The following is a 12,989-nucleotide window of genomic DNA, read 5'->3' as shown; positions in this document are numbered from 1 at the left end:
TGTCTACACTTCTACACTTTCTACACTTTTTTTTAACCAATTCTGAAACTAAAAATGAACATAGAAAAAGCGAAGCAAATTCCAATAGAATTAGTGCTACAAAAAATGAATTATACACCATCAAAAACTAACGGATTTGATGTTTGGTTTATAAGTCCTTTTCGAGATGAAAAAACACCCTCTTTTAAAGTTAACACTAAAATTAATCGATGGTACGACCACGGACTTCAGAATGGCGGAAACGTTATAGATTTTGTTTCCATTAAATTCAATTATACCATTTCTGAAGTATTAATTTTTTTAAAAAATTATTCGGATGAAACTATTTTTTCTTTTCAAAAGCAAAAAAATATTGAAACAAAATTTATTGAAAGTAAAACTAAAATTAAAATCATTAAAGTAATTGAAATACAACATTATGCTTTAAAACAATATTTAGAAAACAGAAAAATTTATCATTACGAAAACGAATCAAATTTAAAAGAAGTGCATTATGAAGTAAATGGAAAAAAATACTTCGGAATTGGGTTTCGAAACAGAAGTAATGGATTTGAAATTCGTTCTAAATATTCAAAAATTTGTATCGAAAAAAAGGATATTACTTTAATAAAATTGGTAAAAGGTGATAAAAACAAATTAAGAATATTTGAAGGTTTTTTTGATTACTTATCGTTCATAAATTTAGAAAAAAAATCAAGTGATTATTTAATTCTTAATTCAATAGCAATGATAAATCGGTGTGATGAAATTTTATCAAAGTATGATGAAATTGAATTGTATTTTGATAATGATGAATCAGGAAATTTATATACAAAATTGACTTTAGAAAATTTTAAAAATGCAATCGATTCTAGAAAATTTTATGAGGACTTTAAAGACTTAAATGAATGGCTTATTAATGCTCATTTATAAGGGTGGTTTAAGATACGCAAGACGGAACGGAGTGAGCCTCCATTCTACCAGTAAATACGACATTAGTTTTTTGAATCTTACGGAAATAATACGGAAATATAATTTAATTAATTTATAATCAATAATTTAACAATACGGAAATGAAAAAAATGACACAAAATAAAGACATCCGTTTATCGGGAACTTTAACAGACAGATGGGTAACATTACAAAACAGATTTGGTTACAAAACCAATATTCATTTAATTGAAGATATGATGTATTTTTTTGAAACAAATCCAGTAAATCCAAAACAAAGTTTTGGTGGACTTTTGAAAAAATTAGAAGATAAAATGATTGAATTTAATTCAGATAATAATAGAGTTATTGCAATTGTGCGTAACATTGAAAAGAATAAAATTGATTCAATCTATAGATATATAAGTGGAGAAGTTACGGGTGATTTAAGAGCAATAAAAAAGAGAATATTACTTTCAGATGAGTTTAAAAAGCCAACAGAAAATAATCACGAAATTCAAAAAGAGGCTGAAGATAAAGTTACAAAGTTGCTTACAGATAAATATGAAAAAAAATTAAATGATAGTAGAAATGAATACATGAACTTAAAAAAAGAACAGGATATTATTACATTAGAAAACGCCAGAATTTTAAACAAACTTACTAAATTAAGTAAAATTTATTCTGTTGAAAAATCTACTTTTAGTTCTAAAAATAAAATTGTTTTCGAAATGAGTGAAAGTGATTTTTTAGAATTAATTTCTTTGAAATAATATTTTAAATTTATTTAAGCGGTAATTTTTTTGTAGTGTAAATTTTCAAAATGGATTTGTATTCTTGTTCTGAAATTTGAAAAAATTTTGAAAATTTTGTTTCATATAAATCAGCGAAATATAATTTGAAATAGATAAGAATAAATAAATTCAATTGGTTGTCAGATTGATAATAAAGCAACATTTTTAAGAACTCAGCTTGAATATTATCAGGCTTATTTTTGAATTGTTTTTCAATTTCCATTGCGAAAAAAAATAATAACACATCATAACTATTTTTGTCCTCTAATATGGTATCAATGATTTTTCCTCTATCTTCATAGTCCAGGTTAAGTAATTGAATTTTAAATATGTCAATTAATTTTGAATTCAGGACTTCGTCAGTTGATGCACCAGTTTTGTTGCTCTCAATAAAACTTTCAGATAGCTTGATATAACCAGAACTAAAATCTGGAGTATTAAAATCTTGAAACAATAAATAGTTTAGGATTTTCTTAAAAGCTGTTTTACTGCTTTTTTGTGTTGCTTTTTCTTTCATAAGTACCAAAAAAATGCGTGAAGCAATAGCCATCAGTAAAAGAGGTACTAGGAGACCCAACAACCAAATGACTACGCCCACGCAAGTATTTTGCACAGGCGTAAGTCCATTAAGTTTGGTTGTTGAGAAGATTCCTAGTTTTCTTTTACCAAATTAATAGCTTACGCGCTTAAATATATTTTCTGCTGTAAAAATAGTGAAAATCTAAACTAATTCTTTTTAATCAGTCATCTTTCTTTTATCAACAATTTAAAATTTGTAAATTATAGGTTTGAAAAAAACAAATAGCTGGATTTACTTTTTCATTACCTTTTACGGATTTCCACATTTTATTATCATCTCTTTGTTTACTTTTGTTTACACTAGTAAGCAAAAATAGCAAGATTAAAAATCAGGTAGTTTTACGTATTGTAAATGCTTGTTTTTTCGCTATTTTTGAAAGCTTATTTCATTCAAATAGTATTAAGATTTAAATAAATGTCAAAAGAAAAGATAAACCTTTCACAATTAGAACAATACCTATCAAAAGCTGCCTGGATTCTAAAAGGACCTGTAGATGCTTCTGATTTTAAAATCTATATATTTCCACTTTTATTTTTCAAAAGATTGTCTGACGTATTTGATGAAGAGTATCAAATTGCCTTAGACGAATCAGATGGAGATAAAGAATATGCTTTATTACCAGAATTTCATAGATTTATAATTCCTGATGGTTGTCATTGGAATGATGTAAGAGAAAGTACAACGAATGTTGGTTTAGCAATTGAAAAAGCATTACGTGGTATAGAACAAGCTAATCAAGAATATTTGTATGGTATTTTTGGTGATGCACAATGGAGTAATAAAAATAAATTGTCGGATAGATTACTAACCGATTTAATTGAACATTTTTCTCAATATAGTTTATCTAATTCACTAGTTGAACCTGATATTTTAGGTCAAGCCTATGAATATTTAATTAAGCATTTTGCGGATTTAACAAATAAAAAAGCAGGTGAGTTCTATACACCTCGTTCTGTAGTTCATTTACTAGGATTGATATTGGATCCTCATGAAGGAGAAACTATTTACGATCCTGCATGTGGAACTGGCGGTATGCTATTGGAATGTGTAGACCATCTAAAAGACAATAATGAAGATTATAGAACATTACAATTGTATGGTCAAGAAAAAAACTTAACTTCAAGTTCTATTGCTCGTATGAATATGTTTTTACACGGCATTGAAGATTTTCAAATTGCTCGTGGCGACACCTTGAAGAATCCTGCTTTTTTTGAAGCTGATGGATTAAAGACTTTTGATTGTGTCATTGCTAATCCTCCTTTCTCATTGAAAGATTGGGGTGCAGATATTTGGGTTAATGATCCTTTTGGAAGAAATATTGCTGGCGTACCACCACAAGGTAATGGTGATATGGCTTGGGTGCAACACATGATTAAATCTATGAATGCTAAAGGAAGAATGACAGTTGTTTTACCTCACGGTGCATTGTTTAGAAAAGCATCGGAAGGAAAAATTCGTGAAGCTTTATTAAAGAAAGATGTCTTAGAAGCTGTCATTGGTTTAGGCCCTAATATTTTTTACGGTACTCAGTTAGCCGCTTGCGTTTTAGTTTTCAAACAACAAAAAGAAAAACACAAACAAGGAAAAGTATTGTTTATAGATGGTTCTGAACAAGTAAGAGTTGGTAGAGCGCAAAATTTCCTTGAACCACAAAATGTGCAGCAATTGTTTGATTGGTACAGCCAGTTTGCAGATGTAGAAAATTTTGTAAAAGTTGTTAGTATAGATGAGATTAAAGAGAATGATTATAACCTAAATATTCCACTTTATGTGGAAAAAATTATAGAAGATAATCTTCCTTCAGTTGAAGAAGCTCTTATCGATTTGAAAAAATCTTGGGATGAAAGTTTAAAAGCGGAAGAGAAATTTAAAACAATATTAAATCAATTTATTTAGATGACCCAAGAAGAATTTGTAGAAAAAATACACGCTCATACCAGAAATGCTAAGAATTTGATTGAAGGTGATGGAGGTTATAATATTAAACGTGGTATGGCACACGTAACTTCAGGCTATGTTGAAGATTTATTTGCTTTATACGTTGCTAAAAAGGTTGACAGATCTGATTTATTGTATTTGGTTGATAAGGTTACTTCAATTCGTTTTAGTAAAAATGGAAAAGCTACAACTTTCAAGCCCGATTTGTCTATTATTAATCCTGATAATGTTTTGACGCATTATTTTGATTTAAAAACCAATTTAGGATGGAACAGAGATTTGGCAACATACCTTAAAAACAAAAATGAGTTTATCAATAAAATCAAAGGTAGAAAAGCTTGGATTCATTTTGATAATGATAATGTTCAAGAAATTACAATTTCAGATAAACTAAAGTATAAGATGGTTGTTGTTTATGGATGGAATATAAATAAAAATCAAATGGAAGAAAACATTCGATTAGCAAGCGAGTATGAAAATGTAGAACTTTATGTTTTGAATAAAGTTGATGAAAACAAAAAGTTAGTGATTGGTAATCAGGATTTTGAACGATTACATATTGAAACTTTAAATCTTTGTAATTAAATGACCCAACAACAATTAGAAAAATATCTTTGGGGTGCTGCTACTGCATTACGAGGTACCATAGACGCTGGAGATTACAAACAATATATATTTCCTCTTTTGTTTTTTAAACGCATTTGCGATGTGTATGATGAAGAATTTGAAAAAGCATTAGAAGATAGTGATGGCGATTTAGAATATGCTGCATTTGCTGAGCATCATCATTTTTTGGTGCCAGAACAAGCACGTTGGAAAAAAGTACGTGAAACTACTGTAAATATTGGTATGGCTATACAAGAAGCTATGCGTGAAATTGAAAAAGCCAATCCAGAAACTTTGTTTGGAATTTTTGGTGATGCCAGTTGGACAAACAAAGACCGACTTTCAGATGCTACATTAACCAACCTTATTGAGCATTTTTCGCAACACCAATTGAATCTTAAAAACGTTCCTGACGATAAATTAGGTAATGCTTACGAATATTTAATAAAAGAGTTTGCCGACGATAGCGGACATACTGCAGCAGAATTTTACACGAATAGAACCGTTGTAAAGTTAATGACAATGATTATGGACCCGCAACCAGGCGAAAGTGTTTACGATCCAACCTGTGGAAGCGGTGGTTTATTGTTAAACTGTGCTTTACATTTGAAAGAAGAAGGCAAAGAATACCGCAACTTAAAATTGTACGGACAAGAAATTAATTTGATTACATCAGCCATTGCACGAATGAACATGTTTATGCACGGGATTGAAGAATTTGAAATTATACGTGGCGACACTTTAGCCCAACCAGGATTATTAGAGAATGACGAACTAAAAAAATTCAACGTCATTTTAGCCAATCCGCCATATTCCATTAAGGCTTGGGATAGAAAAAGTTTTGAAACCGACCCTTATGGACGTAATCTTTGGGGAACACCTCCACAAGGTTGTGCCGATTATGCTTTTCAACAACACATACAAAAAAGTTTGAATCCAGATAACGGACGTTCTATTTCACTTTGGCCACATGGTATTTTGTTTAGAGATTCCGAAGCCGAAATGCGCCGCAAAATGGTAGAAGAAGATTTGGTAGAATGTGTAATTGGTTTAGGACCTAATTTGTTTTACAACTCACCTATGGAAGCGTGTTTGTTGATTACGAATAACAATAAACCAAAAGAAAGAAAAGGAAAAGTTTTAATTGTGAACGCTTTAAAAGAAGTGAAACAAGAAAAAAACATTGGTTACTTAGAGAAAAACCACATTCAAAGAATTTATAATTCTTATAAATCATTTACTGATGAAGATGGGTTTTCAAAGATTATTTCAAATGAAACTGTTATAGAAAACAAAGGAAGTTTGAACATCGCTCAATATCTTAGCAATGTAACAATTGATGTAAATAAAATGTCTTTTAATGATGCTTTTTCTAATTGGGAAACCAATTCTGAAAAACTAAAAGAAAGCATGGATGAATTATTTCAAATCTTAAAGTAATGGAAGCAATAATGACAAAAATAGATTTGAATAACTTAGATAAATCAACTTGGATGACTTTTACTTTTGAAGAAATTGCATCTAAAGTTTCTGAAACGATTGATCCCAACAAAACAGAACTTGAAATTTATATAGGTTTAGAACATATTGATGCTGAAGATATTCATATTAGAAGAAAAGGAAGACCAGATGATGTAAACGGTCAAAAACTGAAATGCTATCCTGGAGATGTTATTTTTGGCAAACGTAGAGCGTATCAACGCAAGGCTGCTATTGTAGATTTTGAAGGAATTTGCTCGGCTCACGCATTTGTGTTGAGAGCCAATCAAGAAGTAATTGACCCTAATTTATTTCCTTTCTTTTTACACTCCGATCAGTTTATGCACCGTATGGTAGATATTTCTGTAGGAGGGCTTTCTCCTACTATTAATTGGGGGGACTTAAAACACCAAGAATTCCAACTACCACCCAAAGATCAACAAGCCCAATTAACAGATTTGCTTTGTGCTATGGATGAAGTGATTGAGAAGGAAAAATTATTATTAGTTGAGATTAAACAATTTCTTCATGTTAAGATGATTGAATTGTTAAATGGATACAATCTAGTAAGTGATAAAACTAAATTGCCTAATGGTTGGACAATTAAAAAAATATCTGAACTTGGTAAATTAAATACAAGTAGTGTTGATAAGAAAATCATTGAAAATGATAAAATGATAAATCTTGTTAATTATATGGATGTTTATTCTAGTATGGATAAGAAAATTGATAATAGAATAAATTTTATGAGAGTAACTGCAAATGAAAATCAGTTAATTAAAAATCAATTAAAAAAAGGAGATGTCTTATTTACTCCAAGTTCAGAAACTTCAGACGATATTGGTCATTCAGCTGTTGTTTATGAAGATTTAGTAGACACATTACATAGTTATCATTTAGTTAGATTGAGTTTTAAGGATGAAATGGATTTAAACTTTAAAAGGTTCATTTTTAATAACCCAAAAGTATTATACCATTTTGCTATTCTTTCAAAGGGAGTAACAAGAATGACTCTAAGCCTTGAAGATTTCAATAATACAGAAGTAAGAATACCTTCAAAAAAAGAACAAATTGAGATTGCGGAAAAATTATCATTGATTTTGAATAATAAATTTTTCGTTGAAAATAAAATAAAAAGTTCAGAATCCTTACAAAAAAGTTTAATTAATCAGGTGTTTTAAAATAGAAAATTATGGCAAAAACAACAACCGATAAAATAGGAATTGATCTAAAAGGAAGAGTAAATAGATTAAAACTGGCAGAGCGTAACATGCTTCTTCCATTGTTTGAAGCCATAGTTAATTCTATTCACGCAATTGAAGATACAAAAAATCCTAAAGGAGAAATAAATATTAAACTTGTTCGCTCCTCACAATCAAGTATAGAGTTTGAAGGAGGAAGGTCAACACCTGAGATTATCAGTTTTGAAATAGAAGATAATGGTATTGGTTTCAATGAAGATAATTATGAATCATTTAAAAGAGAATATTCAACTCACAAAGCTGATAGAGGTGGTTTAGGTATTGGTAGATTCATATGGCTAAAAGCTTTTCATAATGTATCTGTTGAGAGCATTTACTATGAAGATTCTAAACCAAAAAAAAGAAATTTTTCTTTTAATCTTAGAACAACAGATGGAATTGAAGAACCAAATATAGTTCCTGTTGATGGTAAACCTGAGAAAAAAACTTTAATAATCCTTAGTGGCTACAAAGATCCATATAAATCAAAGTGTCCAAAACGAATTGATACAATTGCCAATAGAATTATTGAACATTGTTTAATTTATTTTTTAAATGAAAATTGTCCTAATATAAATTTATTTGATGGTTCAGATAAAATTAATCTGAATAGTTATTTTGACAAATTGACAAGTGGAAATAGATTTACAGAAAAGTTTAATGTAGGTCAAAATAGTTTTAAAATCACACTTTTGAAATGGTTTGAACATGAAGAATTTACATTTCATAGGATTTCAATGTGTGCCAATAATAGAGAAGTTGAACACTTCAATATCAATAAAGTACTTCCAGATGTTAGTAGCAAAATCAAAGATGATATAACAACTCAAAATTACCTAATTGTAGGGTATATTGAAGGTGAATATTTTGATAAAAACATTAATGATGAACGAACAGAAATTACGTTTAGTAAAAATGGAATTTTGGATGAGGAATTTATTTCAGAGAGCGATTTACACAAAGAGCTTGTTCCAGTTATTAAAAAACATTTTAACGAAGAAGTAGAAAAATTTAAAGCTGAAAAATTAGAAAGAATTTCAGATTTCATAGCAGAAAAAGCACCACAATATAGAATATTAAATAAGTATGTTGAATCGTTTGACGATGTAGTAGTTACTGATAACACTAGTGAACAAGATTTAGATTTAAAATTATACAGACTTTTACAAGATGTTGAATTTAGCTCAAGAAAAGACGTTATTTCGGTTTTAACTGAAGACGATAAAAATGAGAGTGCAGATGTTTTAAAACAAAAATATTTGAAGATATTTGAAGAGCTTACTGATTTGAACAAATCTAAACTTTCACAATATGTTGTTCATAGAAAATACATTTTAGAGTTGTTTGAAAAATCACTAGGATTAAATGCTCAAGGAAAATATGAATTAGAAGATACAGTTCACAGCATTATATATCCTACAAAAACGACTTCAAATGAAATAGATTATAACAATCAAAATCTTTGGATTCTAGATGAACGATTAAGCTTCCATACTTTTTTGTCTTCTGATAAAGCATTAAATACAATAAAAGATTTTGAAGGAGGTTCAAAAGATAGACCTGATTTAATGATATTCAACAATCCAATTTCATATATTGAAGGTGATGAAGCTCCATTTAATTCTGTTGTTTTAGTAGAGTTTAAAAGACCAATGCGAAAAGGTTATGATGAATATAAAGATAATCCGATTGTTCAATTATATGATTACGTTAGAGATATTAGAAAAGGAAAAAAAATGACAACTGATGGTAGAACCTATGATATAAATGAACATACAAGATTTTACTGTTACTTAGTTTGTGATATAAATGAAAAGATAGTTGAATATTCTGAAAATGCCCAACTTGAAAGAACTTACGATGGACTTGGTTTTTATGGGTACAATAAATCATTAAAATGTGTGATTGATGTTATGCCTTTCAATCAAGTATTATCAAATGCTAAGAAAAGAAACAAAGTACTGTTTAATAAGCTAGGGATATAATGAAATGGTTTGAAGCTGATACTATTTGGGGTTCTCTTTACAAAATAACTACTAAAGAAGATTTTGTAGAAAAATTTGTTGTAGAAAGTAAATTTCATAATAATGTTCCCAAAGATATTGTTGATGCTTTTGAAACAGTTAGTTATTTATTGGCAAATTCCTATTACCATTACAACTTATTAGATGTAGCATTAAATAAAATGCTTTTGATAATTGAAATGGCTGTAAAGCTCAAAGCTAAAGAGTTGAACATTCCATTAAAATTACCGCCAAATAAACATGGAAAAGCTATTGACAAAAAGTTATTTAAATTAATTGATGAAGTTTGTAAAGAAGCAAAACTTGAATTTTTAATTCCTGATTTTGATAGGGCGAGAAATTTAAGAAATAGTTTCATGCATCCAGAAGGGTATTCTGTAATGGGTATATTCTCAGCTACAAAAAAGAACTTTGTTCATTTTAATAATGTAATCAATCAACTTTTTTTAAATTCAGATGAGATTAGTTTATTGGTGTCAAATAGAGCTGTATTGAAAGAAAAGTTTGAAGCCTTTAAAGAAAATTTTTCTTCAAAACTTTTCATTCTAAATGATTCTAATCAAAAGGCTTTAATTAATGATATTCATTATCATAAGTATTTTGCATTTGATCAAAAAAAATTATTGTTTTTATTGGTTAATCCTTTGTTATTAGATGTTTATGATAGATTAACTAATCACAAGTTTGGAGCGCCTTATTTATTAATTCTAAAAGAATTTGACTTTAGTAATTCCAAAATTACTGGTGTTGATTTAGATAATAACCAAATTGAAATTTATGAAACTGAGAATCCCTTAGATTTGGAGCAGTTAAAAGTATATTTAAATGAAATGGAACTAGTTTCTGTGAGTGATAAGCAGCTTTTTAATGCTCATCGCTCATCTGAAGTATTATGGAAAATAGATAAAACTGTTTATGATTACTCTTGGAAATAAGAAACAAAATGATTTAAGTTTAATTTATGTAAAAAACACACAAAAAAAGCTAATTAAACCTTAAAAAGTATTTTTTAAACGGAATATTTGTTAGATTTGTGCTATAATTTAAAAATTAGCGATTATGATACTTCAATTAAAAGTTAAAAACTATCGTTCATATAAAGATGAAACTATTTTTTCAATGGAAGCAAATAATTCATCTTATAAATCATTTAATGTATGTCAAATACAAAATGATAAACAAGATTTTAAATTGCTAAAATCTGCTGTTATCTATGGAGCTAATGCTTCTGGTAAATCTAATATTATTAGAGCTTTATTTGAGTTAACTCATTTAATATTAAATAAACCTGTTATTGAACAAAAAATTAGAATCTACAATCCATTTTTATTTGACACAAATTCAAATAATAAACCAACAGAATTTGAATTAAGATTTATAGGACCAAATAGTATAAAATATGAATATAGAATATCAATTCATAATAATACTATATTGGAAGAAGATTTAAATTTTTATCCAAATGGTAAAATTACAAATCTTTTTTCAAGAAAACCTTTTAATCCAGAGACACATTTTCAAAAAGGTGTTTTAGGTGATTTATACAAAAAGAAAGAATATAATATTTTTGAAAATCAATTATTATTATCAAAATTTGGAGATGATGAACCACACGAATTGTTGACAGAAGTGTTTTTATATTTTAGAAAATATAGTGTAATTAATGCCACTAATAAAATTCATAGACAATCTATAGAAACAGAATTAACTGATTATTTATATAATAACGAAACGATTAAAGATCGATTATCGAAATTAATTAAGGGAGCAGATACAAAAGTTAATAATATTTTAATTGTTAAAGAACAAGATAAATTATCTAGAAGTTTTGCTAAAGAGAATTACTCTGTTTTTGGTATTCACGATGTATATGATAAAGATGTAGTTTTAAATGAATATAATTTACCTTTAAAAGAAGAGTCAGTTGGAACACAATCTTTATATTATATTGGTGCTGAAGTTCTGAAAGTTTTAGATAATGGCGGAGTCATGGTGGTCGATGAATTAGACACAAGCTTACATCCTTATTTGACTAAAATGATTGTAATGCTATTTCAATCAGAAGCCACTAATCCAAAAAATGCTCAATTAATTTTTACTACTCATGATGTCTCTCTTTTAGATAGAGATTTAATTCGTCGAGATCAAGTTTGGATAGCAGAAAAAAATGAAAAAGGAAGTACTGACTTATATTCTTTACAGGATTTTGAAGGACTAAGAGAAGATACACCATTTGAAAAATGGTATTTGGCTGGTAAATTTGGAGGATTACCTCAAATAAAATCGATTGAATCTTTATTCGAATAATGTATGTCACAACATTTTAGAAAAACCATACTAATTGTTTGTGAAGGAGCAAGAACAGAACCGGACTATTTTAAAGAGTTCCGTGATATTATTATTGAAAAGGATAAGACTATTTTTATAACGATAGATCCAATACCAAAAGATGATAAAATAAAAGAAGAAGAAGAAATAGCACAGAAAATTAGAGAAGGTGGTAGAAGTAGAACTTTAAAAAATCCTCAGATTCAATTTCCAGATTTAGAAGTAGAAGAAGAGTATTTAACACAACCAATTTACTATGTGCGAAAAGCTCAATTAGGTCTAGTTGATTCAGTTTATGATGAAGTCTGGGCAGTATATGATAAAGATGGGCATGCAGCACATGAACAAGCTTTTGATTTAACCAATAATGTAATTGAGGGGAAAAAAGTAAATGTAGCTTTTAATAGTATAGCTTTTGAATACTGGGTTTTACTACACTTTGAAAGTAATAGTACTGCTTTTCAAAAATCAATGTGTAGAACTAATTTACCTAATGATAAAAAGGATTATCATTTTTGTGGAGAAAACACACACGCTTTAGATTGCCAAGGCGTTTCTTGTGTTTGTGGTAGAATTGTAAATCAAAACTATCTTAGTTATATTGGAGGTAAAAAAGAATTTCTTTTTTCTGATTATTTTGGAAATGTTAACCATGCTATTGAAAATGCTGTAATATTGAGAAATAGTTATATTGGTAATCAAACACCAATATATGATTTAAACCCATATACAAATACATATAGAATCGTTTTCAAATTATTGCAACTACCTGAAACAGATTATACTTGGTTTGACTTTACTGAAGTCCAAAGTGTTGACTTTTTTTCATATAGTTTTGAAATTCAAAATCCTATAGTAAAAATAAGTGTGATAAATACAGAGCTTCAAAGAAATTTTCTAAACGTTAACGATATATGTTTAATCTCTAGTAATGGCGATAAATTAGATTGTGGAATAAGACACTTGATGGATAGTAATGAGAATTATAATTTTGAAATTGACTTAAATACAATCCGAAATTTCACTCCATTTTTTATTGGTATAAGAAAAAATGAGCAGGAATATTACATTACAGAACTACCTATTTAAA

Annotated in this window: 11 protein-coding genes; 10 read left to right on the top strand and 1 reads right to left on the bottom strand. The window is 28.4% G+C overall.

The window, feature by feature from the left end; all coding sequences use genetic code 11:
* The first annotated feature begins 54 nt into the window (after positions 1-54).
* Both UEQ13_RS11060 and UEQ13_RS11055 read left to right on the top strand, forming a co-directional pair.
* Complete coding sequence (locus UEQ13_RS11060; protein ID WP_329806405.1) at positions 55-912, top strand: toprim domain-containing protein; 858 nt, start codon at positions 55-57, stop codon at positions 910-912.
* Positions 913-1,052: 140 nt separating this feature from the next.
* Positions 1,053-1,682 (top strand): BfmA/BtgA family mobilization protein, encoded by a 630-nt coding sequence (locus UEQ13_RS11055; RefSeq protein WP_329806404.1) that lies wholly within the window; start codon positions 1,053-1,055, stop codon positions 1,680-1,682.
* Between the two features lie 10 nt (positions 1,683-1,692).
* Here the strand turns inward: UEQ13_RS11055 and UEQ13_RS11050 are convergent, their stop codons facing one another.
* Positions 1,693-2,220 (bottom strand): hypothetical protein, encoded by a 528-nt coding sequence (locus UEQ13_RS11050; protein WP_329806403.1) that lies wholly within the window; start codon positions 2,218-2,220, stop codon positions 1,693-1,695.
* Between the two features lie 477 nt (positions 2,221-2,697).
* On the opposite strand from UEQ13_RS11050, the gene UEQ13_RS11045 reads away from it, so the two are divergent.
* The 8 genes from UEQ13_RS11045 (at position 2,698) to UEQ13_RS11010 (ending at position 12,988) form a co-directional block, all read left to right on the top strand.
* Complete coding sequence (locus tag UEQ13_RS11045; RefSeq protein ID WP_329806402.1) at positions 2,698-4,179, top strand: type I restriction-modification system subunit M; 1,482 nt, start codon at positions 2,698-2,700, stop codon at positions 4,177-4,179.
* On the top strand, positions 4,180-4,806 hold the full coding sequence (locus UEQ13_RS11040; protein WP_329806401.1) for a hypothetical protein: 627 nt from the start codon (positions 4,180-4,182) through the stop codon (positions 4,804-4,806). It abuts the gene before it with no gap.
* A complete protein-coding gene (locus tag UEQ13_RS11035) occupies positions 4,807-6,267 on the top strand; it encodes a type I restriction-modification system subunit M (RefSeq protein ID WP_329806400.1) in 1,461 nt (486 codons plus the stop codon). It begins immediately after the preceding gene.
* Positions 6,267-7,487, top strand: a complete 1,221-nt coding sequence (locus tag UEQ13_RS11030) for a restriction endonuclease subunit S (RefSeq protein WP_329806399.1) — start codon at positions 6,267-6,269, stop codon at positions 7,485-7,487. Before UEQ13_RS11035 ends, UEQ13_RS11030 begins: the two co-directional genes overlap by 1 nt.
* 11 nt (positions 7,488-7,498) lie before the next feature.
* Entirely contained in the window at positions 7,499-9,532 is a 2,034-nt protein-coding gene (locus tag UEQ13_RS11025; RefSeq protein WP_329806398.1) for an ATP-binding protein, read from the top strand.
* Positions 9,532-10,506: a hypothetical protein gene (locus UEQ13_RS11020; protein WP_329806397.1), complete on the top strand. Its 975-nt coding sequence runs from the start codon at positions 9,532-9,534 to the stop codon at positions 10,504-10,506. Before UEQ13_RS11025 ends, UEQ13_RS11020 begins: the two co-directional genes overlap by 1 nt.
* 124 nt (positions 10,507-10,630) lie before the next feature.
* Positions 10,631-11,878, top strand: a complete 1,248-nt coding sequence (locus UEQ13_RS11015) for an AAA family ATPase (protein ID WP_329806396.1) — start codon at positions 10,631-10,633, stop codon at positions 11,876-11,878.
* Between the two features lie 3 nt (positions 11,879-11,881).
* Positions 11,882-12,988 (top strand): RloB family protein, encoded by a 1,107-nt coding sequence (locus UEQ13_RS11010; protein WP_329806395.1) that lies wholly within the window; start codon positions 11,882-11,884, stop codon positions 12,986-12,988.
* Position 12,989: the final 1 nt, after the last annotated feature.

The sequence above is a fragment of the Flavobacterium facile genome (assembly GCF_036321945.1).
Lineage (GTDB): Bacteria > Bacteroidota > Bacteroidia > Flavobacteriales > Flavobacteriaceae > Flavobacterium > Flavobacterium facile.
The sequence above is the reverse complement of the archived record's forward strand: the minus strand, read 5'-3'. Positions and strand labels throughout refer to the sequence as shown.

Excerpts from the sequence above, each read along its gene's own strand:
- UEQ13_RS11025 (WP_329806398.1), top strand. The coding sequence starts at position 7,499 with ATGGCAAAAACAACAACCGATAAAATAGGAATTGATCTAAAAGGAAGA.
- UEQ13_RS11015 (WP_329806396.1), top strand. The coding sequence starts at position 10,631 with ATGATACTTCAATTAAAAGTTAAAAACTATCGTTCATATAAAGATGAA.
- UEQ13_RS11035 (WP_329806400.1), top strand. The coding sequence starts at position 4,807 with ATGACCCAACAACAATTAGAAAAATATCTTTGGGGTGCTGCTACTGCA.
- UEQ13_RS11020 (WP_329806397.1), top strand. The coding sequence starts at position 9,532 with ATGAAATGGTTTGAAGCTGATACTATTTGGGGTTCTCTTTACAAAATA.
- UEQ13_RS11010 (WP_329806395.1), top strand. The coding sequence starts at position 11,882 with ATGTCACAACATTTTAGAAAAACCATACTAATTGTTTGTGAAGGAGCA.
- UEQ13_RS11045 (WP_329806402.1), top strand. The coding sequence starts at position 2,698 with ATGTCAAAAGAAAAGATAAACCTTTCACAATTAGAACAATACCTATCA.
- UEQ13_RS11060 (WP_329806405.1), top strand. The coding sequence starts at position 55 with ATGAACATAGAAAAAGCGAAGCAAATTCCAATAGAATTAGTGCTACAA.
- UEQ13_RS11040 (WP_329806401.1), top strand. The coding sequence starts at position 4,180 with ATGACCCAAGAAGAATTTGTAGAAAAAATACACGCTCATACCAGAAAT.
- UEQ13_RS11050 (WP_329806403.1), bottom strand. The coding sequence starts at position 2,220 with ATGAAAGAAAAAGCAACACAAAAAAGCAGTAAAACAGCTTTTAAGAAA.
- UEQ13_RS11030 (WP_329806399.1), top strand. The coding sequence starts at position 6,267 with ATGGAAGCAATAATGACAAAAATAGATTTGAATAACTTAGATAAATCA.
- UEQ13_RS11055 (WP_329806404.1), top strand. The coding sequence starts at position 1,053 with ATGAAAAAAATGACACAAAATAAAGACATCCGTTTATCGGGAACTTTA.